Raw genomic sequence first — 25425 nt, 5'->3', positions numbered from 1 at the left:
CGGGGCGTACCACCGGTATTGTATTGATATGAGTTAAAAAAATGGCGGTGCCAGGCACCGCCACGCGTTTTTTGCAAACTTTTCCGCCTCACGCTGCCGCGCGTCGTGCCCCCGCCGGTGCGGCGCCGATCGCGCCGCTGTCCTGGCCATAGGCGCGGCCGAAGCGGTTGGCGAGGAAGGCGTGGAGCGGGATCGCCTCCTGCGTGACGAAGCCGCGTGCCGGCAGCGTGCCGTCGCGCAGCATGTCCAGCGTCGCGCAGATGCCCGACGCGGTGGTGATCTGGATCGCGCTCCAGGTCTCGCCGCCGACATCCTGCGCCGTCACCCGGTAGACCGCTGACATCTGCTCGCGCTGGTCGCCGCGCCGGCCCGAGGCGGTGATGAACACCAGCACCACGTCCTGCCGGGTGATCGGCACCGCCGTCTCCAGCACGTCGCGCATCAGGTCGCGCCGGTCCTTCAGGCCGAGGTCTGTCAGCAGCAGCCGCATGATGTCGCGGTGGCCGGGATAACGCACGGTGAGGTAGCGCAGGTTCCGCACACGGCCCTGCAGCGTCTCGGCCAGCGAGCCGAGCCCGCCGGAGGTGTTGAACGCCTCGTAGTCGACGCCGTCCAGCGAGAAGGTCTCGTAGCCTTCCAGCGGCTGCAGCAGCGTCCGCTCGCCGTCCAGCACCGCCTCGCACGGATTGCAGTATTCGTTGATCAAGCCGTCCGTCGACCAGGTCAGGTTGTATTTCAGCGCGTTGGTCGGGTAGCGGGGCAGGGCGCCGACCCGCAGGGTCAGGTTCTCCAGTGCGTCGAAGCGGCCGGCAAGGTCGTGCGCGGCGATGGAGACGAAGCCCGGCGCCAGGCCGCATTGCGGGGCAAAGGCCGTTTCCGCGTCCTGCGCCAGCTCTCTCACGGCCTTGGTCGAGGCGACGTCCTCGGTCAGGTCGAGATAATGCGCCCCGGCGCGCTTCGCGGCACGCGCGATGGTCTGGGTGAGGAAGAACGGGGCGGCCGACAGCACCGCGCGGTGCCCGGCAAGCGCCTCTACCAGCGCCTCCTCGTCGGCGACATCCACTTGCGCAATGGCCACATCCGGGCGCCGTGCGGCGGCCAGCGCCGCGGCATCCCGGTCGGCGATGGTCACGCGGTAGTCGCCCGTCGCGGCGAGCAGGGCGGCGATGGTGCGGCCGATCTTTCCCGCACCAATGATCAGCACCGGCCAGACAGTCATGACGAAAATCTCCTCTGGGTATTGTTTCCATGAGGATATCTCGGCTCATGTCCGGGCATCAGGGCACAGTGCGTCGATCCCGACGCCGTTTCCGGCAATATGACGGATCTTCCGTCTATATGCCGGTTACCTCCAGCCGGTTGCGGCGGACGAAGTCGGAGGGCGTCATGCCGTATTCGCGCAGGAACAGCTGCGAGAATCGGCTGGGATTGGCATAGCCCACTGCCAGCGCCGTCTCGGTCACCGTCGCCCCGTCGCGTGCCAGCAGCGTGCGCGCCTCCTCCATTCGCGACTTCTGCAGGAAGCTGTAGACCGGCAGGCCGAACTGCTGGCGGAACCCGTCCTTCAGCCGCTTTTCGCTGAGGCCGACGCAGATCGCGAGGTCGTGGATGGTCCAGCTGCGGTCGAGCTGGCGCAACAGCGTGTTCTTCGCCTCGTTGAGCTTGCGCGAGTCGCGCAGGATCTTCGTCTTCTGGCAGAACAGCGGCTCGCGCATCATCGAGATCGCCGCGGTCAGCAGGTCGAGGCAGCGCGCCTCGATCGCCAGGTCCTCGCAGCAGCGGTCGAGCCCGCTGGCCACCAGCCCGGCGGCCAGCGCGTCGATCATCTCCGTCGCCGGGAACCGGCCGACCCAGAACGAGCCGGCGGCGGCGACGGTCAGCGGATGGCCGCCGAGCGCCTGCTCGAACAGGGCCATCGCGTCGAGCCGGCGCAGGAATGCCTCGCTCACGCGGATCTCGATGCCGCGGAAGCGCGTGTCCGCCGGCACGTCGTAGACCCCGCAGATCGGCGTCTTGGAAAAGATCATCAGTGCCGAGCGCGGATCGTAGTCCAGCCGCACCGGATGCGGGTCGCCGTCCAGCGCGCGCAGCATGCTGCTGCCGGTCGCGTGCTGCAGGATGACGATGGTCAGGCCCGGCGCCATGTTGGCCGTGCGGCGGAAGCGGTCCTGCAATTGCAGGTCATAGACGGACAGTTCCAGCCCGAGCCGGATGCCGAAGCGACGGAACTCTCCGTCGACCGCCGTCTCCGTCAGGCCGCTGTGGCTTGGCTGCCGCGCCGCGAGATCGAGCTCGCTGGCAGCCTGGCTCAAAGGGCGCTCTTCGATGTTCAGAGCCATTCGAACCTCTCCCGGGGCTGTGCACCAGAAAAGTGCCTAGGGCGACCGGTGCACGCGAAAATAAGTATCCGATTGGGGCCTTGCCGGCCCGGATCGGGGTAGCGGGCCCGTCCATGATCTCCAATTCTTGACTGAAAAAGTCAACATTTAATCGCGCTCCCCCGAAACCCGCTTTCGCCGCGAATTGCGACATTCGCGTCAGGAAAACAGCGGGTTATCGCACTGCGACAGGTCAGCTGGAGTTTACGCATGTCCGTTGTCTCGCCTGAGGTTCCCGCCGTCGAAACGCTGGTCGATGCCATTGCGCACTGGGCCGGGGAACGGGGGGAGGAGATCGCGCTCGACTTCCGCGCCCGCACTGGCGCCGCGCCGGTGACGCTCACCTATGCGCAGCTTTCGGCCAGCGCCCGGTCGCTCGCCGCGCGGCTTTCGGAAAAGGGGAGCCGGGGCGATCGGGTGCTGATCCTGCTGCCGTCCGGCATCGACTACGTGGTGGCGCTGCTGGGCTGCATGCAGGCCGGCTTCATCGGCGTGCCCGTAAACCTGCCGGGTCCTTCGCGGGTCCGCCGGGTGCTCGGCAAGGTCGGCCCGATAGCGGCAGACTGCCGGCCGGCCTTCATCGTCACCACCGAGGAGATCCGCCGCCAGTCGCAGGCCGACCTGGAGGCCTTCGCGCAGGAGGCCGGCGCCCGCGTCCTCATCCTCGATGCGCCGTGCGAGCGATGCGCGTGGCAGGGCGATCCCCTTCGCGGCACGGACACCGCCTTCCTGCAATACACCTCTGGTTCCACCGGCGAGCCCAAGGGCGTGATCAACGGCCACGCCCCCCTGATGCGCAACCTGCGCTTCATCGCCCGCCTGCTGGCACCGAAAGAACGGCCCGTCGTCGTCAGCTGGCTGCCGCTCTATCACGACATGGGGCTGATCATGGGGGTGCTGGCACCGCTGGTGGCCGGCGGCAAGGCCGTGGTCCTGTCGCCGACCTCCTTCGTCGCCGATCCACTCCACTGGCTGGAGGTGGCGTCGGCGGAAGGGGCGGGCATGATGCCGTGCCCGGCCTTCTCCATGGATGCCTGTGTCGAGGCCTATGACGCGGCACGCTGCGCCGATCTCGATCTCAGCCGGGTGGAGAGCTTCATTCCCGCCGCCGAGCCGGTGCTGCCGCGCCAGGTCGCGGCCTTCCGCGAAACCTTCGCCCCGCATGGGCTGAGGCCGGAGGCGATCCGCCCGGCCTACGGTCTTGCCGAGGCGACGCTGCTGGTGACCACCGGGTTCGAGCCCGCCGGCCCGCGCCATCTCGCCGTCGATACCGCCGCCCTGGAGGAGGGGCGCGTCGTTCCGGTCGCGGAGGCGGCGGCGGCTGCCTCGCGCACCTATGTCTCCAACGGCGCCGAGACCGATGGTCAGGACGTGCGCATCGTCGATACCCAGACGCTCCAGACCCTGCCCGAGGGCCGGGTCGGCGAGATCTGGGTCGGCGGCGAGGAGATCGCCTGGGGCTATTGGGGCAACGAGGCGGCAAGCGCCGCCACCTTCCGCGCCGTTCCCGCCGACGGGCCGGGGGAGGCCGCTCGGGAAGGGCCGTTCCTGCGCACCGGCGACCTCGGCTTCCTGCAGGACGGCCATCTCTATGTGACCGGTCGGCTCAAGGACATGATGATCCTGCGCGGCCAGTGCCACTACCCCAACGACCTGGAGGCAAGTCTCGTCGGTGCGCATCCGGCCATCGTCGGCGGCGCGGCGGCGGCCTTCGCCGTCGAGAACGCACAGGGGCGCGAGGCGGTCGTGCTGGTGCAGGAGGTGCGCCGCGACGGATCCCTCGATGCGGGCGAGGTCGAAAGCACCATCCGCGAGGTGATCGCGCGCGAGCACGGCCTGGCGCTCGCCGATGTCGTGCTCATCCGCAAGGGCACGTTGAAGCGCACCACCAGCGGCAAGGTCCGGCGGGCGGAGATGCGCCGCGCCTATCTTGCCGGCGAGCTGGTCCTTGCGGTGGCGCCCGTCGCCGACGAGCCGGCCTCCCGGCCGGCGCCGGCACCGGACGAATTCCGTGCGCTGGTGGCGGAGATTGCCGCCCGCGCTCTCGGCCTCGGCTCGGCGCGCCGGATCGACCCGCAGGCGAGCCTTTTCGCCCTCGGCTTCGATTCCCTTGCCGCGACGCAGGCGATTGCCGCGCTCGAGGCCCGGCTCGGCCGCCAGCTGCCCGAAGGACTGCTCTTCGACCATCCGACGGTTGCATCGCTTGCCGACTGGCTGGCCCGCGCTGAAGAGGCAGGCAGCGAGCCGGCGCAGACGTCGGCCGCCTCCCGTGCCGATGCCCGAGCCGCATCCGGTTCCGCCCCGCGCGCCGAGCCGCTGGCGATCATCGGCCTGTCCTGCCTCTTTCCCGGAGGCGATGAGGACTTCGACGATCCCGCGCGCTTCTGGTCCTTCCTCATGGAGGGCGGCGATGCGGTGCGTCCGCTCAGCCCCGCGCGCTTTGCCCCGGAACCGGAGATCCCCGGCTTCGGTGCCTGCCTCACCCGCGTCGACGGGTTCGACGCAGCCTTCTTCGGCATGGGCGCGCGCGAGGCGATCAACACCGATCCGCAGCAGCGCCTGCTGATGGAGGCCGCTTGGCATGCGCTGGAGGATGCGGGCATTCCCCCCTCAAGCCTCGCCGGCACGGATACGGGCGTCTTCATCGGCATCGGCACGGGCGATTACGGCCACATTCCCTTCGCCACCGGCGACCGCTCCCATCTCGATCCCTATTACGGCACCGGGACGGCCTTTGCGGCCGCCGCCGGCCGGCTCTCCTTCTTCTTCGACTGGCACGGGCCGAGCCTTGCGGTCGACACGGCCTGCTCCGCCTCCCATGCCGCCGTTCACAGCGCCTGCCAGGCTCTGCGCCTTCGCGAATGCGGGGTGGCGCTGGCCGGCGGCGTCAAGCTGCAGATGCTGACCGAGATCGACGTGGTGCTGGCGCGCGCCGGCATGCTGGCCCCCGACGGGCGCTGCAAGACGTTCGATGCCTCGGCGGACGGCTATGTGCGCGGCGAGGGGCTCGGCATGGTGGTCCTGAAGCGCCTGTCCGACGCGCTGCGCGATGGCGACCCGATCCGGGCCGTCGTGCTGGAAAGCGTGTTGGCGCAGGACGGCGCCAGTGCCGGCCTGTCTGCGCCCAATGCCGCCGCGCAGCGCCGGATGATCGAGACGGCGCTGACGCGCGCCGGCCTGACGCCCGGCGATATCGACTATCTGGAGCTGCATGGCACCGGCACCCGGCTCGGCGATCCCATCGAATATCGCGCGGTGCGCGACGTCTTCGCCGGCCGGCCGCAGGACGATCCGCTCTATCTCGGCTCGGTGAAGACCAATATCGGCCATCTGGAGGCGGGAGCCGGCATCGCCGGCCTGATCAAGGCGGTGCTGGCGGTGGAGGCCGGGCAGATGCCGCCGCATCTCCATCTCAATGAGGTCAATCCGGAGATCGGCCTGGGCGAGATCCCGGCCGTGGTGCCGGACCGGGCGACCGACTGGCCGCGCCGGGGTTCCCTCCGGCGCGCCGGCGTGACGTCCTTCGGCTTTGCCGGCACCATCGGCCACATCCTGCTGGAACAGGCGCCGGAACAGGCCACCGGGCAGGCGGCCGATGGCCCGCAGCCGCCGCTGCTGCTCGCCTTCTCCGCCCGCAGCCGCGAGGCGGCGGACGGCCTGTGCCGCGCCTTCGCCGAACGCCTGTCGCAGCCGGGGGCGGACGCCCGCGCGCTGGTCAACGCGGCCGCCCATCACCGCGACCATGAGGCGGGGCACCGCATCGCCGTCGCCGCCGGCGATGCGCCGGGGCTCGTTGCCGAGCTGGAGCGCGCGGTCTGCGAGGAAAGTCCGGCTGCGCCCGCCCGCGTCGCTTTCCTCTTCACCGGGCAGGGCGCGCAATATCCGGCCATGTGCCGGGGGCTCTACGAGGCCGAACCGGTTTTCCGCGAGGCCTTCGACCGCGCCGACGCTGCCCTGCAGCCGCATCTCGGCCGCTCGATCCGCGATCTCGTCTTCTCCGCCGGCGAGGACGAGCTTCGGCGCACGGAATTCGCCCAGCCGGCGCTCTTCGCGGTCCAGTTCGCCCTAGCGCGGCTGTGGCGTGCCTTCGGCATCGAGCCCGCCGCCGTCATCGGCCACTCCATCGGCGAGTTCGCCGCTTTCGTTCATGCCGGGATGCTGGAGCTCAATGATGCAGCCCGCATCATCGCCCGTCGCGGCCGGCTGATGCAGGAGCTCCCCGAGGCCGGCGCGATGCTCGCCGTGCGCCTGCCGCAGGACGAGGCCGAGGCTCTTGCCGAAGAGCACGGCCTGTCGCTCGCCGCCGTCAACTCCTCCGCCGATGCGGTGCTTGCGGGCAGCGAGGACAAGGTGGATCGGCTCGCCGCCATGCTGGAGGGGCGGGGCGTCAGCGCCCGCCGCCTGCATGTCTCGCACGCGTTCCACTCGGCCTTGATGGAGCCGATGCTGGCGCCCTTTGCCGAGGTCGCCGGGGATATCGTTCTCGGCGATCCGCGCCTTCGGGTCTTCTCCACCGTCACGGGGGCGGAACTGGAGCGCGCGCCCGGCGCCGACTACTGGGGCACCCAGGCGCGCCGCACCGTCCGCTATGCCGAGGCGCTCGCCCGCGCCTTCGAGGCCGGCTTCGACACCTTCGTCGAGATCGGTCCCCGGCCGGTGCTCACCATGCTGTCGCAGCGCGAGGCCCAGCACCACGAGCTGACCGGCGCGCTGTTCCTGGCGAGCGCCGCGCCGGACGATGCGGGCGGCCTGATGCTGCGCCGCAGCCTTGCCGCGCTCTACCGGCGCGGCGTCGATGCCAACCGAGCCGCCGTGTTCCGGGGCGAGCGCGCGCGGCCCTCGCAGTTGCCGCTCTACCCCTTCGCGCACAAGTCCTATTGGCTCGACTACGGCGCCTCGCAGCCGACGCGTGCCGCCCTTCCGGCCCCGGGGCGCGACAGCTCCGGCGTGCTGCCGCTCTACCAGGTGGAGTGGGAGCAGGTCGAGCTGCCCCCGGCGGCCCTGGCATCCGCATCTGTCCCCGCCGCGCCGCTGCTTGCCGTCGGTGGGTCGCCGGACCTTGTCCGCGCCCTTCGCGCGGCCGCGCCGGGGCGGGAGATCGCCGCTTGCGGCAGCGATGAGCAATTCGCCGGAAATCCAGAACAGCCGATCGTCTGGCTCGATGGGTTCGGGGTCGAAGGGGAGGCCGCGGACCCTGCATCCTGCGTCTCGAACTTGTGGAGATTGATACGCCTTTCTCAAACCTTGCAGTCGACTTCGCAAAAATTCCGCATCCTTCTCCCCACCTGCGGAGCGCAGGGCGAAAACGGCACGAATGCGCCATTTCAGGCCGCATTCTGGGGGGCGGCGCGCTCGCTTTCGATCGAATGCCCGGATCTCCAGATCCTGCTTGTCGACATCGATCCGCGATGCGATCCCGCCGGGATATTCACGGAGCTCCTGCCGCGTCTCGATGCCGTTTTCGAAGAGCAGGACATGCTGCAGGCGCGTGCCGACGGCTGGTTCTCGCCGCGCATAACGCCGCTCGAGGCCGAGGCCCCGCAAGAGGCCGGGGAACTGCCGGTCGACGGGGCATATCTCGTGTGCGGCGGGGCCGGCGCGACCGGTGCCCACGTGGTCGAGTGGCTGGCTGCAAGGGGCGTGCGGCACATCGTCGTCACCGCCCGCAGCGCGCCGGGGCCAAGGGTCCGCGCCGCCCATGAGCGTTTGCGGCTTGCCGGCGTCGACATTCGCCATGTCGAGGCCGATGTCGCCGACGAGGCGGCGATGGCCGCCGTTCTTGCCGGCATCGACGGGGAGAACGTGCCGCTGCGCGGCGTCTTCCATTGCGCCGGCATCGGCCTTTTCGACACGCTCGAAGAGCTTGGCGAGGAGAATTTCGCGGCCGTTCTGCGCTCCAAGCTGGAGGGCTCGGCGGTACTTCACCGCCTGACCGAGCACCGCACCGACCTTGCGGCCTTCGTGCTGTTTTCCTCCATCTCCGGCGTGTGGGGATCGCGCCTCCAGATCCACTACGGCGCCGCCAATGCCTACCAGGATGCCCTTGTGCGCTCGCGCCGCGCCCGTGGTCTGCCCGGCTTGTCCATCGCCTGGGGGCCGTGGGGCGGCAAGGGCGGGCTCTCCGACCTGGAGGATAACCTTCTCGACCTGCTGCGGCGGGCCCGCATCCACAAGTTCGAACCGGCACGCGGCATTGCCACGCTGGACCGGCTCCTGATGGGTCCCGGCGGCAATGTCGTCGCCGTCGATGTGGAATGGCCGGCCTTCGCGCCGCTCTATCGCGCCTTCGGGCGCAGCGACTTGCTGGCCCGTGTCGCGCCGGCGCTTGCCGGGCCGGTGGAGGGCGAGCATCCGGACTGGTCGCGCCTGTCGGAAGACGAGCGTCGCCAGACGGTCGGCGCTTTCGTCGATGCGGCGCTGCGCGAGGTGCTGAAGGTCGATGCCGGGGTTCTGACCGACGAGGCGGACCTGATCGGCCTCGGCCTCGATTCCATTCTGGTGATGGACCTTGCCCGGATCGTCACCCGCGATCTTGGTCTTGCCTGCCCCTTGCGGGCGATCTTCGAGAACGCGACGCCTGGCCGGCTGCGCGCCCACCTCGTCGACCTCGCCGGAGAGGCGGAGCCGGCTCCAGGCGGCGGGGACACGTTGCCCGGCAGCGGCGGGCAGGGCCTGATCCTTGCCGATCCCAATGCCCGCCACGAGCCGTTCCCTCTCACCGAATTGCAATACGCCTACTGGGTCGGCCGCGATCCGAGACATGTCCTCGGGGGCATCGCCTGCCATGCCTATCTTGAGACCGAGCCGGATACCCCCTTCGACATCGCGCGGCTGGAGGAGGCCTGGAACCTGCTGATCGCCCGTCACGACGCGCTTCGGCTGGTCGTCGACGACAGCGGCCGCCAGCGCATTCTGGAAGAGGTTCCGCGCTATCGCATCGAGGTGACGGATCTTTCCAACGCGGATCCGGACCGCATCGCCTATCACCTGCTGGAGATGCGCGAGACCCTGTCGCATCAGGTGCTCGATCCCTCGGCCTGGCCGATGTTCGACATCCGCCTGACGCGCATGCCCGGCGGCCGCGACCGCCTGCACATTTCCATCGACATGCTCATCAATGATGCGATGAGCAGCCAGATCCTCTGGCAGGAATGGCAGGCGCTCTACCTTGCGGGCTCGCCCGAGGCCGCCGGCCTGCCGCCCTTCACCATATCCTTCCGCGACTATGTCCTGGCCAAATCGGCCCCGGATGCGGAGCGCAAACGGCGCCAGGAGATCGACCGTGCCTACTGGATGGCGCAGCTCGACGAGCTGCCGCAAGGTCCGCAACTGCCGCTGGCGCGGGCACCGGAGCATATCGGCGTGCCTCGCTTTTCCCGGCTTCAGGCCGGTCTCGACGCGTCCCGCTGGGAAGCGCTGAAGGCGCAGGCCCGTGCGGTCGGGGTGACCCCGGCCGGCCTTCTGGTCGGTGTCTTCGGCGAGGTGCTCGCCGCCTGGAGCGACCAGGCGCGCTTCTCGCTCAACCTGACGATCTTCGACCGTCTCGCCCTGCACGAGGATGTGCCCCGGCTGGTTGGCGACTTCACCTGCCTGACCCTGCTTCCGCTCGACTTCGGTACGGCCATGCCGCTCGGCGAGCGGTTGCGCGAGGTGCAGGGGCGCATGTTCGAGGCGCTGGAACACCGGACCTTCAGCGCGGTCGACGTGCTGCGCGAGTTGAACCGCGGCGGCTCCGGCCGGCAGTTTGCAGCGCCCGTGGTCTTCACCAGCCAGCTCGGCATGCAGGACCCCACCAAGGGCACGTCCGAGGGAGACGTGCTCGGCCGACTTGTCCACGGCATCACGCAGACGCCGCAGGTCTGGCTCGATCATCAGGCGGGCGAGCAGGACGGCGGGCTCGTCTACAACTGGGACGTGGTCGACGGCCTGTTCCCGGCGGGGCTCGTGGAAGGGATGTTCACGGCCTATGGGGCGGTGCTGGAGCGGCTTGCCGACGAGGCGCAGGCATGGGGCGAGCCGGTCGGCGACCTCAGGCCCGAGGACCAGAGACAGGTGCGCCGTGCCGTCAACGAGACAGCACGCGAGTTGCCGCTCGACCTGCTCGATGCCCCGTTCTTCCGCAACGCGCAGGCCAGGCCGCAAGCTCTGGCGCTGATTTCCGGGGGGAGGTCCTACTCCTACGGCGAACTGGCTGGCTGGGTCGGCAAGCTTGCCGGCGGGCTCCGTCAGGCCGGCATCCGTCATGGCGAGCGTGTTGCGGTGCTGATGGAGAAGGGCGCCGAGCAGGCCGCCGCCTGCCTCGCCATCCTGTCGCAGGGCGGCGTGTATGTCCCCGTCGATCCGGCGATCCCCTCGCAGCGCTTTGCCAGCATCGTGGAGACGAGCGGGATCCGGCTCGCACTGACGCAGGCGCGGCTGATCGGGCGGCTGCCGGAATTTTCCGGGAAACTCATCCCCGCCGACGAAGAGGCCTGCAGAGACTTCGAGGAAGCGGGTCCGGCGAGCGGACGCGCGCTCTCCGACGAGGCCTATGTCATCTACACGTCCGGCTCGACCGGAATGCCCAAGGGCGTGCTGATCGACCATCGAGGGGCCTCGAATACGGTCCTCGATATCAACGCCCGCTTCGACGTCGATGAAAACGACCGCATCTTCGGCTTCTCGGCGCTCGGCTTCGACCTGTCGGTCTACGATCTCTTCGGCGGTTTCGCGGCCGGAGCGGCGCTCGTCCTGCCCGATCCGGAGGGAACGCACGATCCCTCGCACTGGGCGGAGCTGATCGCCCGCCACGGCGTCAGCGTGTGGAATTCCGTCCCGGCGGTCTGCGACCTGCTGCTTGGCGAGACGGAGGCAGACCTTTCCAGCCTGCGCCTCGTCCTGCTGTCGGGCGACTGGGTGCCGCTGAAACTGCCGGCGATCCTGCGCGAGCGGGTGCCGGGCGCACGGCTCATCGCCATGGGCGGGGCGACCGAGGCCTCGATCTGGTCCAACTGGTTCGAGGTGGCGGAGGTGCGTCCCGGCTGGACGTCGATCCCGTACGGCACACCGCTGTCCAACCAGAGCTACCGGGTGCTCGATACGCGCCTGCGCGATCGACCCGACTGGGTGATCGGCGACCTGCATATCGGGGGCGTCGGTCTTGCGCTCGGCTATGAGGGGGACAGGGAGCGGACCGAAGCCGCGTTCATCCGGCACCCGGACGGGGAACGGCTCTACCGGACCGGCGACATGGCACGCTACTGGCCGGACGGGGTCATCGAGTTCCTGGGCCGCCGCGATACCCAGGTGAAGATCGCCGGCCATCGCATCGAACTCGGGGACATCGAGGCGGCTCTGGCCGGTCATGCGGGGATAAGGGACGCGGTGGTCGATGTCGTGGGCTCGCAAGAGCGCGGACGCCGGCTGGTCGCATGGCTTCGGCTCGAAGGCACTCACCCGGACTTCCACGAGGACCTGACCGCCGATCCCCTGGAGGCGGAAGCGATTGCCGCGTCCCTTGGGGATACGCTTGCCGGCGGCATGGCAGCCGTCGCCTTGCCGAAGGGCAGCGCCGGTGCTTATGCGGACTGGCAGGCCGGGCTTGCGGCACGGATGCTTGCGGATCTCTTCGCCGGAGCGGGGCTGCTGGGTGAGGGGGACAAGTCCTTCGACAAGCAGGACGCGGAGACCGCACTTGGACTTGCGGCGGAGTTCCGCCCGCTGCTTCCGCGCTGGCTCGCCCATCTGGAGCGGCTCGGCGTGGTGCGATGCGAGGGCGCGCGGTTCGCGCCCGGCGCGCTGCCGCTATCCTGGGGGGACATGGAGCGCCGGGCCGGCGAGGCGGGGCTCGCCCCCGCTCTGCTCTCCCGCGTCAAGGCGCTGGTGCCGGAGCTTGCCGCTGTGCTGCGCGGCGAGACGGATCCGCTGGAACTCTTCTACGCGGATGGGGCCGATCTCAGTCCCGAACGTCTGGCCCGGCTGCATCCTTGCGCGGTCGACGCCCATCGTCGGATCGGCGAAACGCTCGCGGCCATGGCCGAGACCGCCGGTCGGCCCTTGCGCGTTCTCGAGATCGGCGCCCGCGCCGGCGTTGCCACCCGCGACTGGCTGGCGGGGCTGGTAGAGGCGGCGGGGGACCTGCCTGCGCACACGCGTGTCGATCTCGTGCTTGCCGATCCCTCGCCCTTGCTGCTGGCAGACGCCCTGCGCGACCTGCCGGGCGGGCTCCAGGCGGCAACCGTGGTGTTCGATCCCGAAGGCACCATGCCGGCGGAGCTCGAACCCAACAGCTTCGATGTCGTCCTTGCCTTCAACGCCCTGCACCGGGCGCGCGATGTCGGTACCGTGCTGGCTGCCGTCCGCTCGCTGCTGAAACCGGCGGGGCACCTGCTGGCGGTGGAACTGACCGTCAACGGTCCGATGATCGACCTGACGGCCGGCGTGATCGAACGCGGCTTTGCCGGACTGGCGGACGGACGCAAGCAGAGCGGGCTGCCGCTGATGGCCGCTCCGGCCTGGACGCAGAGCCTCGATGAGGCCGGCTTCGACGCGGCCATGGCTCTCGACCCTGCCGATAACGGCGATCTCGCCGTGATGGCCGCCCGCAACGCCGATCCGGCGGTGCGCTTCCGTCCCGAACGGGTGATCCGCCATCTGGAAGGGCTGCTGCCGGCCTATATGGTTCCGCGCCAGGTGGTGCCGCTGGCCGCGCTGCCGCTGTCGGCCAACGGCAAAGTGGACCGCAAGCGGCTGCCGCTGCCGGGCGAGGTCGCGCCGGAGCAACAGACGCTCGCCGCCCCGCGCAGCGAGAGCGAACGCAGGCTTGCCGCGATCTGGAGCGAGCTCCTCGGTCATGCCGTCGGGCGGGATGCCAATTTCTTCGCGGCCGGGGGCGACAGCCTGATCGCCGTGCGGATGGCCGAACGCATCCGCGCCGTCTTCGGACACAAGGTGAAGCTGCGCACCATCTTCGCGATGCAGGACCTTGCCGAACTCGCCGCCCATCTCGACGGGTTCGGCGACAGCGGTCAGGACATGCAGGACGATGCGCCAGTGCCGCTTGCCGTCGATCCGCACGCGCAGTTCGAGCCGTTCCCGCTGACCGACGTGCAGCAGGCCTATTTCATCGGCCGCCAGCCCGTGTTCCCGCTGGGCGGGGTGTCGACCCACATCTTCGCGGAAATCGAGGTGAGCGACCTTTCCGCAGAAGCGCTGGGCTGGGCGTGGAACCGGCTGGTGCAGCGTCACGGCATGTTGCGGGCGGTGATCGACGAGGAGGGCAACCAGCGGATCCTGCCGCAGGTTCCGGTCTTCTCGGCAATGACGTCGGACCTAACGGAAGGCGACGAGGCAGCGCTCGAGCACTGGCTGGAGCGTCAGCGCCGGGAGATGAGCCACCGGGTCTACGACACGGCGCAGTGGCCCCTGTTCGACGTGCGCATGGCCAAGCATGGCGGCGGCGTCAGGTTGCTGGTCAGTCTCGACAATCTCGTCTGCGACGGGCGCAGCATGGTCATGATCCTGTCCGAATGGGCAGCGCTTGCGCGCGACCGCGAGACCGTGTTGCCGCCGCTGGACCTCTCGTTCCGCGATGTGGTGCTGCACTGGGAGCGAGAGGAAAACTCGCCCGCCCATGCGGCGAGCCTGGAACACTGGTTCGCCCGCCTGCCGGACTTGCCGCCGGCACCAAACCTGCCCCTGCAGCGCAAGCCTGAGGACCTGACGCCGCCGCGCTTTGCACGCCTTGCCGGAACGCTCTCCCATGACGAATGGGCAGCCTTCCGCGCCAATGCGGCGGCGGCCGGCCTGTCTCCCAACGCGGCGCTTCTTTCCGCCTATGCGGCGAGCCTGCGCGGCGGCGGTGGCGGCGACCGCTTCAGCCTGAACCTGACGCTGTTCCGCCGCGATCCGATCCACCCGCAGATCGACCTTTTGGTCGGCGACTTCACCTCGCTGTTGCTGGTGCCGTTCGAGGCGCAGGCGGGAGATGGCTTTGCCGCTGCCGCCCGGCGCCTGCAGGACCGTCTGATGGAGGATCTGGAGCATGCCCGCGTTTCGGCGGTGAGGGTGATGCGCGAGGCGGCAAGGCGCGGCACGGATGCGCAGGCCCTCGCCATTCCGGTGGTCTTCACCAGCGGCGTTGGCGTCGACAACACCGCATCGGACGGCAGCACGGCGGACTGGCTGGGGCGCTTCACCGGCGGCATCACCCAGACGCCGCAGGTGTGGATCGACCATCAGGTCGTCGACCGGGACGGCGAGCTCGCCTTCAACTGGGACCATGTCGAAGGCCTGTTCGATGCCGAGTGGATCGAAGGCGTGTTCAACGCCTATTGCCGAATGCTGGCCGATCTCGCCTCCGACCCGGGCGCGTGGCAGGCCCTGTTGCCTGCCGTCGACCCTGTCGCTGCCGGCGCCTTGCCGCACGCAGCCGATAACGAGCCGAAGGCGGAACCGGCCGTTGCAGTTGATGCGCCTGTTGATGGCGAGATTGCCGACCTGATCGCCGATCTCCTGGCGCAGGAACTGGGCATCGGCGCGCCGGACCGGGAGGCGAGCTTCTTCGAGCTGGGGGCAACGTCGCTGACCTTGCTGCGGCTGCACCAGAAGCTGCGCAAGGCATTGGCGCGCAATTTCCCCGTGGTCGCCATGTTCGCCCACCCTTGCGTCCAGGCACTCGCCGGTCACCTCGGGGCGCCGGAGCAGGCCCTTGCCGGCGAGGCCGGGCGTGCCGGCACGCGCCGGGCGGCGGGCAGGGCCAATGCCGAGCGCCGGCGCCGTGTGCGCGAGCTGTGAACCGCCATCTCCCTTCACTTCATTCAGGACGTCCCATGCGCGCTTTCGACATGAGCCTCTTCACCGAGATCTATCAGGACGTGGAACCGGTCGCGATCATCGGGGCGGGATGCCGCTTCATGGGCGCGGCGGATCCCTTCACCTTCTGGCGGCGCCTTGCCGACGGCGAGGAGCTGTCCCGCCGGGTGACGGCGCAGGATCTTGCCGCCGCCGGGCTCGATCCGTCCTTGCTGGAGCGGGAGGACTTCGTTCCCGTCGCCAGCGTCGTCGACGAAGCCGAGCATTTCGATGCGGAGTTGTTCGGCTACTCGCCGGCGGAGGCCGCGACCATCGACCCGCAGCAGCGCCTGTTCCTTGCCTGCTCGCGCGAGGCGCTGGACATGGCGGGGCTGGCCGAGACGGTGGCCGGCATGCGGGTCGGCGTCTTCGGCTCCGCGCGGATGAGCACCTTCTCGATGCCGCAGCCGGAGGACGTGCTGTCGGCCGGCCAGTCGCGGACCTTCCAGCGGCTGATCGGCAACGACAAGGACTATCTGGCAACGCGCACCGCCTACAAGCTGGGCCTGACGGGGCCGGCGCTGACGGTCCAGACGGCGTGCTCCAGCTCGCTGGTGGCGGTGCATGTGGCCTGCGAACAGCTGCGCAGCGGCGAATGCGATCTGGCGCTGGCCGGGGGCGCGGCGCTGACCTTTCCGATGGCCGCCGGCTATTTCCACCAGCCGGGCATGATCTTCTCGCCCGACGGGACCTGCCGGCCCTTCGATGCGGAGGCGTCCGGCACCTTCATCGGCAACGGTGTCGGCGTCGTGCTGCTGAAGCCGCTGCGCCGGGCGCTGGAGGATGGCGACGGCATCCTCGCGGTCATTCGCGGATCCGCGGTCAACAATGACGGCACCGACAAGGCCGGCTTCACCGCGCCTTCGCTGGCCGGGCAGCGGGCGGTGATCGAGGAGGCGATGGCGCTGGCCGGCGTCACCTCCGACAGCATCGGCATGGTCGAGACCCACGGTACGGCAACGCCGCTGGGCGATCCCATCGAACTCAATGCGCTGGCCGAGGCCTTCGGCCGCGATACGGCGCGCAGTCACCCCTGCGCGCTCGGCGCGCTGAAGGCGAATACCGGGCACCTCGACACCGCCGCCGGCATCGGCGCGCTGATCAAGGCGGCGTTCAGCGTCCGCACCGGCCTCATCGCGCCCTGCCTGCATTTCCGAAAGCCCAATCCGGCGCTGGAGATCGACGCAACGCCCTTCATGGTGCCGCAGGCGCTGCAGGCCTGGCCGGACGGGCCGAGGATCGCCGGCGTCAGTTCCTTCGGCATCGGCGGGACCAATTGCCATGTGATCGTGGAGGACCTGCCGGAGCCGCTGAAGCCGGCGCGGCGCAAGGCCGACGGTCCCTTGCAGCTGGCCTTGTCGGCGCCGGACCTGCCGGGGTTGCGGGCGCTGTCGCAGGCCCATGCCGATCTGCTTGTGGAAGGCGCCTACGAGGGCGAGCTGCCGCGCTACTGCGAAACGCTGGCCCGCCAGCACAAAGGCGCCCGGGCCGCGCGGCTGGAGATCGGCGGCGGCAACGGGCTGGAGCTTGCCCGCACACTGTCGCTGTTCGCCCGGACCGGCGGCGAGGACGCAGCTTTCGTGCAGGACAAGGACGCGGCGGCGCCGTGCTGGCGTACCGGCCTGGCGGGGACGGAGGCCGAGCTGCCCGCCGGCCCTGCGGGACCGCGCGTCATCGCCCCCGTTGCTCCGCGCGTCGGTGGGCGCATCGCCCGGCCAGGTGCGCGCGAGGGCAGGGACGACGGCTGGGGTGAACTGGTGGCCAGTCTCCAGGAGGCCTCGCGCCTGCGCGCGGCCGAGCACGACTGGTCGTCGCTGGATGCGGAAGCGGCCGCCGTCGCCCGGCTGCACGCGATCCATGTGGCTCATGCCTTCGACAGGCTAGGCGTCTTTGCGGACGGTGCCTGGCGCACGGTGGAGGAGGCGATGGCGGCCGGCGGCATTCTCCCGCATTACGCCCAGCTCACCGCTCGCTTGCTGCGCGATCTCGTGGACGAGGGGGTGCTCCGTCGCGAGGGAGACAGGTTCGGCGCGCTTCAAGTGCCGCCGATGGCCGAGGCCGCCCCGCTGCTCGCGGACATGGCCGGGCGCGGCTATCGCCGCCTGACGGGCATGGTCGCCCGCGTCGGTCCGCAGCTTGCGCAGATGCTGACCGGGACGGTGGATGCGGTCTCGCTGGTGTTCCCGTCCGCCGCCATGGACGACGTGGAGGACATGTACGAGCGCCAGCGCGACAGCGTCTTCCTCAACGATCTTGCCGCCGATGCGGTCGCGGCCATCGTCGAGGCACTGTCGGCGGGCAAGCCCCTGCGCGTGCTGGAAATCGGCGCGGGCACCGGCGGCACCACATCCGCGCTGCTGCCGATCCTGCCGGCGCGGCGGACCCACTACACCTTCACCGATATCGGGCCACTGTTCCTGCGAAAGGCCCGAGACAAGTTCGCCGCCTTTCCGTTCCTCGACTTCGCGACGCTGGATATCGAGAAGGATCTCGCCGCCCAGGGCTTCGAACCGGGCAGCTACGATCTCGTGGTGGCGGCCAATGTGCTGCACAACGGCCGCGACCTGACGCGAGTGCTCGCCGATGTGCGCCGCCTGCTGGCGCCGGGCGGCGTTCTCCTGATGCGTGAGATTTCGCAGCCAAAGCCCTTGTTCGACTTCATTTTCGGTCCGCTGGTGCCGGTGCTCGACGATATCGAGGCGCGCGGCGGCGAGCTGTTCCCCTCGCTCGCCCGCTGGGGGGCTTTCCTCACCGGAGCCGGGTGGTCCGACTGGTCGTCCTTCCCGCCGGAAGGGCAGAAGGACGGCGCCATCGGCGAGACGATCCTGCTTGCCCGCAACGGGAAGCCGACGGCGCCCGTGGCATCCACGTCCCTCGCAAACCGGTCGGAGACGGTGACGACGACCGATGCCGCGGGCCTGATCGCCGGGCTCGCCGCGCGGGCCGGCGACGGGTTCTGGCGGTTCGAAGGCGTGCGGCTTGTCCCCGCAGCTAAACCGCAGGCCCTGCGTTGGACCAGTGCCGAGACCGAACTTGCCCTTGCAACGGAAACGGGGGCGGAGGTGATCGCGGCAAGGCCCGCCCGCTTTGCCGGGACCACGCTGCCGCCCATGCCCGGCGAGAACGCGGCCGCCGTCGCCGGATCGCTTGCCGAGGCCTTGCGTCCGGCATTGGCCGGGTTCGACGGGCAGGGACCGCTTGTCGCCGATGCGGTGAGCGGCACCGGCACCGATGTCTCGGGCGGCCGGCTGTCCGTCCGTTCGCACGACGCTGGCGGGCTGGACATTGCCGTCTTCGACAAAACGGACTGGCCGGTCCTGTGGATCGACAATCTCCGCAAGGGTCGGCCGGCCGCCGCCGCGACACGCCCCCAGCTCTGCCATTGGCGCTGGGAGGCTGCCAACTCCCGTGTGTCCGCGGGGCGTGTCGCGGCGGTGATCCCGTTCGAAACCGAGCTTTCGCTGCCGGCCGATGCGGGCGACGGCGATACCTGTCTTGTCGATCTCACAAAGGCCGACGAGGGGCGGTCGCTTTCCGCTCTCTCTGCCGCCCTGGCTGCGCTGTTGCCTGCGGCGGCGAAATCCGGCTGCCGGATCGTGCTGCTGACGCGCGGGGCATTGGCTGCCGTGCCCTGGGACCGGCCTTGTGCGCCGCTGATGGCCGGACTTGCCGGTCTCGTGCGGGTGGCGGCCCAGGAATATCCGGGCCTGGCGTTGCGGCTCGTCGACGACGACGGCAGCCATGGCGAGGACGCGCTGCATCGGGCCTGCCTGGTCGAGGACGGCGAGGCGGTCGTCGCCCTGCGCCGGGGGCGGCGTTTCGTGCCGCGCCTCGTGGTGCAGGAGGCAGCTCCTTCCTCGTTCGGAGTGGAGCCGGACGGCCTCCATCTTCTGCTCGGTGGATTGTCGCCGATGGGCCTTGCAACGGCCGAATGGCTGGCCGGAAAGGGTGCGCGCAGCATCCGCATCGCCGCTCGCCGCACCCCGTCGGAGGCAGAGGCGGCCCGGATCGCCGCACTGACTGCTGCCGGGGTCGAGGTGGCCGTCGACAGCAACATCGATCTGGCCGATGCGGCCGCGACGGATCGGCTGCTCTCGGCCATCGAAGGGGGGACGCTCGCCTCGCTCTTCCACTTCGCCGGCCATCTGGAGGACAGGCCGCTCGCCTCCCTGGATGCTGCCGCGCTGGAACGGGTGCTGGCGCCCAAGCTGCGGCCGGCCGAAGCCCTGTGCCGGCATATCGCACGGCTGGCGCCTAGGCGCGTGGTTTTCGCCTCATCGGCCGCGACCGTCTTCGGCCCGGCGGGCCAGGGCGCGCACGCCATTGCCAATGCCGCTCTGGAAGGACTTGCAACCGCGCTGCGCGCGGACGGCATTGCAGCGACCGCGCTTGCCTGGGGCTTCTGGGACGACGGGCGCGCGGAGCGGGTGCGGCTGGCGCAGGACCTTGCCGGCCGGGGCATGCTGACGCTCGCGCCGGACGAGGCGCTGTCGTTGATGGAAGCGGCGCTGGACCTCGGCCACCCGGTGGCAAGCCCGCTGCATGTCGACTGGCAGGCCCTGGCGGGTGCTGCGGGCGGGCGATTGCCGCCGGCCCTGTCGCGAATGACGCCGGCCGCACCGGCCCGCGAAGCGGCACCTGCGCATGGGGATGCTGTCGAACCTGTCGGCATCGAGACCTGGCTTGTCGACCGGCTGGCGAGCCTGCTCGCTCTTCCGCGCGAGCGGATCGACATGCAGGCAAGCCTGCTGTCGCTGGGGGTGGATTCCCTGATGATGCTGGAACTGGCGCAGGCGGTGAAAGGCGAGCTGGGGCTCGAGCTTTCGGCAGCTTTCGCCTTGCAGGACCAGACGCCGGCCTCGCTTGCCCGGCACCTCGCTGAGGCTGGTGGCCAGCTCCCGCCGAAGGCGGCGGGCGGGGACCTTGCAGCCATCGTCATGAACCTGATCGCCGATCTTCTCTCGCTGCCTGCGGATGCGGTGCGCCCCGAGAGCCGGCTGATCGACCTGGGGCTCGACTCCCTGCTGTTTCTCGACCTGTCCGAAAGGCTTGCCGCCGAGACCGGGCTGCAGCTGTCGGGCGAGGCGGCCATGCGCTTCGATACGGTCGGCGCGCTCATCGAGGGGATCCGCTCGCAGGGCGGTTCGCGGGAGGACGCGGAGGCAGGATCGCTGCGGGCGGCGCTCGCGGAACTGTCCGCCAGCCGCCAGGGGCTTCTGCTCGCGAATGGCGATCTCGCGCCGGTGCCGGTACGCCAGGGGATGACCTGGCCGCTGTCGCCGCTCCAGCGGGCATGGTGGCTGGGCCGGCGGAGCGACGCGCCTCTCGGCGGCACCGCCCGGCACATGTATGTGGAATACGACAAGGAGACGGCGAGCTTCGATGTCGATGCGTTCGAGCAGGCCTGGGCGCGGTTTGTTCACCGCCACCCGGCCTTGCGGATGGCGATCGACGACGAGGGCAGGGCGGTGCTGGCCGAGGTCGGGCCGGTTCCTCCGATCGTCCGCGAGGACCTTTCCGACCTGACCGACGCGGAGCGGGAGGAGCGGCTCACGGACACCCGCCGGCGCATGAGCACGCAGGCGTTCGACCTGTCCGCCTGGCCGTTTTTCGAATGGCGCGCGTCGCTGCTGCCGGAAGGGCGCATTCGCCTGCACTTCGACATCGACACGACCTTCCTCGATATCGAGAGCTTCCAGGTGATGTTGCGCGAGCTTGGCCGCCATGTGGGGGCGCCCGGTCAGGAGCTGCCGCCGCTGAGCTTTGCGGCGACCGACTACATGCGCGGCATGGCGCTGGTGGGAAAGACGCAGGCCGCAGAACAGGCACGCGCAGCGGCTCGCAGGCGCCTTGCCGCCCTGCCGCCGGCGCCGGACCTGCCGCTTGCCGCGCTGCCCGAAACACTGCCGCCGCGGTTCGCCATCGAACGCCGGGCGCTCGACCGCGAGTCCTGGCTTTCGGTCCGGGATGCGGCGGCCGGCCGGGGCGTTTCCGGCACGGCGCTGGTGCTTGCGGCCTTCGCCGCCGGCTTGCGCAGGTGGTCGGCGGACACGCAGCGTTTCTCCCTGCAACTCGCCTATCCCGACCGCAAGCCGCTGCATGCGGAAGCCATGAACATCGCCTGCGAGGCGAGTGCGGCAATGGCGGTCCCGTTCGATTTCGCGGGGGCGCCGAGTTTCGGGGATCTCATGGAGCGGACCGAGGCGGCGATCCGCGAGAACCTGTCGCCGCTGCTGTGCGGAGGGCTCGCCGACGACACTGCGGCAGAGGACCTTCCGACGCTGGTGTTCCCGGTGGCGATGACGTCGCTGCTCGGCGTGCGGCAGGCCTATGCGCTGCCGGAAAGCGCCGACCCGCTGCTCGGCATGCCGGCCTATGAATACGCGGCCCAGCCGCAGGTGGCGCTGCATTTCCAGGTGCTGGAGGAGGAGCGCGAGCTGCTGTGCAACATCGACGAGATCGCCGGCCTGTTCCCGCACGGGCTCGCCGCATCCGTCTTCGATACGGTGATGGCGATCCTCTCTAAGGGCGAGGAGGCGTGGTCGCTGCCGCTGGAGGAGTTCGCCGGTACCGGTGCGCCCCGTGAGGGCGCCAGCTCCCTGCGCGCCTGGCTCGGAGGCCTTGGCCATGGCGGGTGAGGTGCTGAACGTCGTCGTCTGCGGCACCTGCTTCGGCGAGCACTACCTTGCCGCCATCGCACGGCTTGGCGGGGATGTCCGCCTGGCCGGCATCCTGGCGCGCGGGGGCGCTCGCTCGCGTGCGCTCGCCGCTCATCTGGACGTGCCGCTCTACCGGGACGTCGCGGACCTGCCGGCCGATATCGACGTGGCCTGCGTCGTGGTCCGCACCACGCTGTTCGGCGGCGACGGCAGCCGCCTTGCCGAGGCACTGCTGAAACGCGGCATTCACGTGCTGCAGGAGCACCCCGTCCATCCGGGAGAGGTCGCCTCGCTGCGCCGGCAGGCGGAAGGCGCAGGCGTGCGCTACCACGTCAACAGCTTTTACCCGCATCTGCCGGCTTTCCGGCATTTCATCGCCTATGCGAGTGCGGCGGGCGAACGGGCCCCGGCGGCCTTTGCCGAAGTCACCACCAGCCCGCAGCTGCTCTATTCGGCGCTCGACAGCCTGGGGCGCAGCCTCGGCTCGCTGGCCGGGCTCGAATGCCTCGGCCCTCTGGTTCCGCCGTCCGAGGCGTTGCCGTTCCATGCCTTCCAGGGGCGGGTCGGCGGCATTCCCTTCTCCTTGATGCTGCAATCCTGGCTCGACCCGTCCGACCCGGATCATCACTCGCTGGTCATGCACCGCATGGCGGTCGGCTGGTCCGAGGGTACGGTCAATCTGGTCAACAGTTTCGGCCCCGTCGTGTGGAGCCATTCGCTCTATGCGCCCGACTATCGGCAGGACGGCGAGGCGAGCTCCTATCTGCTGTCGCCGGAGCGCCATGCCGGCTGTCGCCACTTCACGCAGCCGAGCGCCCATGTGCTGGGCTCGCCCGCCGGCGCGCCGTTCTGGGACGTGGTGCATGGCGAATTTCCCGAGGCGATCGGCCATGCGCTCGCCGAGCTGCGCTGCGCCATCGAGGCGCCGGGCAGCGTGCCCTGGCAGTCGGACGCCTATCTCGCCGACCTCGGCAAGGCCTGGCTGACCGTGCTGCGCCAGGCCGGACCGCCGCGCGAACGCGCCATGCCGGTGCCGCCGCCGCCCCATCCCGATCCCGTTGAATTCGCAAGGACCCTCACCGATGCCGACTGAACCGGTCGCAGAGCGCACCCGCAGCGCCTATTCCGCCCTCGACGAGGCTTTCGTGCAGGCCGGGCTCGACGGGCACGCGCATTTCCTCAACTGGGGTTACGAGCCGATTGCCGGCCTTGCCGACAGTGCCGTGACCGGACTTGTGCAGCCGGGCGCCAACGAGGCGTGCGAGCGTCTCGTCGCCGAACTCGTGGGCCCCGTCTCGCTCGACGGTCTGCGGGTTGCGGACATCGGCTGCGGCCGTGGTGGCGCGCTGGATGTCGTCCTGCGCCGGTTCCGCCCACTGTCGGCCATCGGGCTCGATCTCAGCGCCGACAACATCGCCGGGGCCCGGCGGTTGCTCTCCGGGCGGCGGGTCCGCCTGCAGGTGGCCGATGCCTGTGCGCTGCCGCTGGGGGAGGCCAGCCAGGATGTCGTTCTCAACCTGGAATCCTCCGGGGCCTATCCGGACATGGGCGCCTTCCTGCAGCACGTCCGGCGCGTGCTGGCGCCCGGCGGGTTGTTCCTGCACGGCGACCTCTGGCCGTCCGAGCTGGTCGGCCCGTTCATCGAGACGATGGAGGAGATGGGCTTCGTGCTGGAGAGCCTGCGCGACGTGACGCGGCAGGTGTGCCGCGCGCGCGACCGGATGCCCGCCGGGCTGATGTCGCGCCTTGCCGGCAGCAGGGGCGCGGCAGAGGTGGAGGACTACTTCGCCGCACCCGGCTCGGCCATGTACGACTGCCTCGACCGGGGCGCCATCACCTATCTGCTTTGCCGCTGGCGGCGCGGCGAAGACCCGGGCGGAAGCGCGGGCACGGCGCTGCTGGAAACCCGCGCGGCGCGGATCGAGGCGCTGCTGGGCGAGGCGCGGGCCTCGCTTGCCGAGCGTGCCGACTGGTTCCCGTTCGGCGGGCCGAGACGAGGCGCCGACGTCAACATCCTTGCCTTTCCCCATGCTGTGGCCGGTGCCTCGGCCTTCAAGAACTGGCAGGCCCGGTTCCCGCGCGACTGGCAGGTCTCGCCGGTGCAGCTGCCCGGCCGCGAGGGACGGATCGCCGAGCCGCCGTTCACTTCGCTGTCGGCGGCCGTCGAGGCCTTGCTGCCGAAGGTGAGACCCTACCGGGACACGCCGCTCGTCCTTCTGGGCTGGAGCCTTGGCAGCAAGATCGCGTTCGAGCTGGCGCACCGGCTGGAGCAGGAGGGCGTCTGCCAGCCGCTGCTGGTGGTGGCCGGCGTGTGTCCCGGACCGCATCAGCCGCTGCCGGAACTTCGCAGTTTCTTCGGCGAGGACGGCATGGAAACGCGGCTGCGGCTGCTCGGCGGAACGCCGGAGAACATCCTGTCGAGCGGCGAGATGCTGTCGGCGCTGCAAACGACGATGGAGGGCGATACCGCGATGGCGGCGAGCTATCGCAGCGAGGCGGTGATCCGCGCGCCGATGCTGGCGCTGTCCGCCACCGGCGATGAGCTCGTCTCAAAGGAGGCGGTCGAAAGCTGGCGGCCGCGCACCTGCGGCGGCTTCAGCCATCGCCGGCTGGAGGGCGGGCATTTCATGGCACGCGACGACGCGCCAACCGTCGCCGGCGTGGTGAAGGAGGCGGTCGCAGCGCGCCTGCGTCAAGGCTCCCGACAGGCGGAGGTCGCATGATGAACGCGCCCGTTCGAGCCGTTTCGCCCTGGTTCCCCTTCGGCCTGCCGACGGGGCGGGGAAGGGCCGTGCTCTTCGTCTTCCACCATGCCGGCGGGGCGGCGTCGTTCTTTCACGGCTGGCGGGAGCATCCGCTGCTTGCGGATCTGGATGTATGCCCGGTGGAACTGCCCGGCCGCGGCCGTCGATTTGCCGAGCCGGCCTCCCACACCGTCGGCGAGCTTCTTGCCGGCCTCGTCCCGGCGCTGTGCGGAGCGGTTCCCGCAGGGCGGCCCGTCCTTCTGTTCGGCCACAGTCTCGGAGCGCTGGTCGCGTTCGAGGCCGGGCTGGCATTGCAGGCGCGCGGATTGCCGCCGGCCGGCCTCATCGCTTCGGCCCGGCGCGCACCGCAGCTGCCGACGCCGGCGCCCTGGCGCCATGCAATGGTCGACGAGATGCTGATCGGTGAGCTGCGGCGCCTTGGCGGCACGCGCGACGAGGTGCTGGAGAGCGAAGAGCTGCTGGAACTTTTCCTGCCCGCGATCCGGGCGGACTTCGCCCTGACCGAAACCTATGCGCCGCGCGCGGGCTTGAGGATCGGCTGTCCCGTTCTGGCCCTGCGCGGCGAGGGCGACCTGGAGGTATCGGCGGCCGATGTCGATGCCTGGCAAGAGGTCTGCGGATCGCGGTTCGCGCGGGCGGATCTGCCGGGCGATCACTTCTACCTCTCCGAGCCGTCGGTGCTTGCCGACATTCTCGCGCGCCTGCGCTGCCATGCCGGGCTTGCGTGACATGCGGGCAACGGTTCGCCCCAGGAGGCACGAACAGTCCCGATCAGGGCTGAAGCGGGCCTGA

At 70.1% G+C, this 25425-nt stretch carries 7 protein-coding genes; 5 read left to right on the top strand and 2 right to left on the bottom strand.

The window, feature by feature from the left end; genetic code table 11:
• Positions 1 to 88: 88 nt before the first annotated feature.
• The gene (locus tag ACVJ6E_RS00605; protein ID WP_120268241.1) at positions 89 to 1219 is read right to left on the bottom strand and encodes a saccharopine dehydrogenase NADP-binding domain-containing protein; all 1131 of its coding nucleotides are present in this window, start codon (positions 1217 to 1219) and stop codon (positions 89 to 91) included.
• Positions 1220 to 1334: 115 nt separating this feature from the next.
• Positions 1335 to 2339, bottom strand: coding sequence for a helix-turn-helix domain-containing protein (locus tag ACVJ6E_RS00600; RefSeq protein WP_120268240.1), 1005 nt, complete (start codon positions 2337 to 2339; stop codon positions 1335 to 1337).
• A 249-nt stretch (positions 2340 to 2588) separates the two neighbouring features.
• Between ACVJ6E_RS00600 and ACVJ6E_RS00595 the strand changes: the two genes are divergently transcribed.
• The 5 genes from ACVJ6E_RS00595 to ACVJ6E_RS00575 are packed head-to-tail and all read left to right on the top strand — an operon-like array spanning position 2589 to position 25361.
• On the top strand, positions 2589 to 15152 hold the full coding sequence (locus tag ACVJ6E_RS00595; RefSeq protein WP_120268239.1) for a non-ribosomal peptide synthetase/type I polyketide synthase: 12564 nt from the start codon (positions 2589 to 2591) through the stop codon (positions 15150 to 15152).
• Positions 15153 to 15187: 35 nt separating this feature from the next.
• Positions 15188 to 21847: an SDR family NAD(P)-dependent oxidoreductase gene (locus ACVJ6E_RS00590; RefSeq protein WP_120268238.1), complete on the top strand. Its 6660-nt coding sequence runs from the start codon at positions 15188 to 15190 to the stop codon at positions 21845 to 21847.
• Positions 21837 to 22961: a Gfo/Idh/MocA family oxidoreductase gene (locus ACVJ6E_RS00585; RefSeq protein WP_120268237.1), complete on the top strand. Its 1125-nt coding sequence runs from the start codon at positions 21837 to 21839 to the stop codon at positions 22959 to 22961. The genes ACVJ6E_RS00590 and ACVJ6E_RS00585 overlap by 11 nt, the downstream gene beginning before the upstream one ends.
• On the top strand, positions 22951 to 24591 hold the full coding sequence (locus ACVJ6E_RS00580) for a thioesterase domain-containing protein (protein WP_120268236.1): 1641 nt from the start codon (positions 22951 to 22953) through the stop codon (positions 24589 to 24591). The genes ACVJ6E_RS00585 and ACVJ6E_RS00580 overlap by 11 nt, the downstream gene beginning before the upstream one ends.
• Positions 24591 to 25361 (top strand): alpha/beta fold hydrolase, encoded by a 771-nt coding sequence (locus tag ACVJ6E_RS00575; RefSeq protein ID WP_158592658.1) that lies wholly within the window; start codon positions 24591 to 24593, stop codon positions 25359 to 25361. Before ACVJ6E_RS00580 ends, ACVJ6E_RS00575 begins: the two co-directional genes overlap by 1 nt.
• The last annotated feature ends 64 nt before the right edge of the window (positions 25362 to 25425 follow it).

It is taken from the genome of Stappia sp. G46H5W (assembly GCF_058448995.1).
Note: the sequence above shows the minus strand (reverse complement) of the source record. Positions and strands in the feature narration are given on the sequence as shown.

What these genes read in the sequence shown, in the direction of transcription:
- ACVJ6E_RS00575 (WP_158592658.1), top strand. Translation starts at nt 24,591, where the DNA reads ATGAACGCGCCCGTTCGAGCCGTTTCGCCCTGGTTCCCCTTCGGCCTG.
- ACVJ6E_RS00600 (WP_120268240.1), bottom strand. Translation starts at nt 2,339, where the DNA reads ATGGCTCTGAACATCGAAGAGCGCCCTTTGAGCCAGGCTGCCAGCGAG.
- ACVJ6E_RS00595 (WP_120268239.1), top strand. Translation starts at nt 2,589, where the DNA reads ATGTCCGTTGTCTCGCCTGAGGTTCCCGCCGTCGAAACGCTGGTCGAT.
- ACVJ6E_RS00580 (WP_120268236.1), top strand. Translation starts at nt 22,951, where the DNA reads ATGCCGACTGAACCGGTCGCAGAGCGCACCCGCAGCGCCTATTCCGCC.
- ACVJ6E_RS00590 (WP_120268238.1), top strand. Translation starts at nt 15,188, where the DNA reads ATGCGCGCTTTCGACATGAGCCTCTTCACCGAGATCTATCAGGACGTG.
- ACVJ6E_RS00605 (WP_120268241.1), bottom strand. Translation starts at nt 1,219, where the DNA reads ATGACTGTCTGGCCGGTGCTGATCATTGGTGCGGGAAAGATCGGCCGC.
- ACVJ6E_RS00585 (WP_120268237.1), top strand. Translation starts at nt 21,837, where the DNA reads ATGGCGGGTGAGGTGCTGAACGTCGTCGTCTGCGGCACCTGCTTCGGC.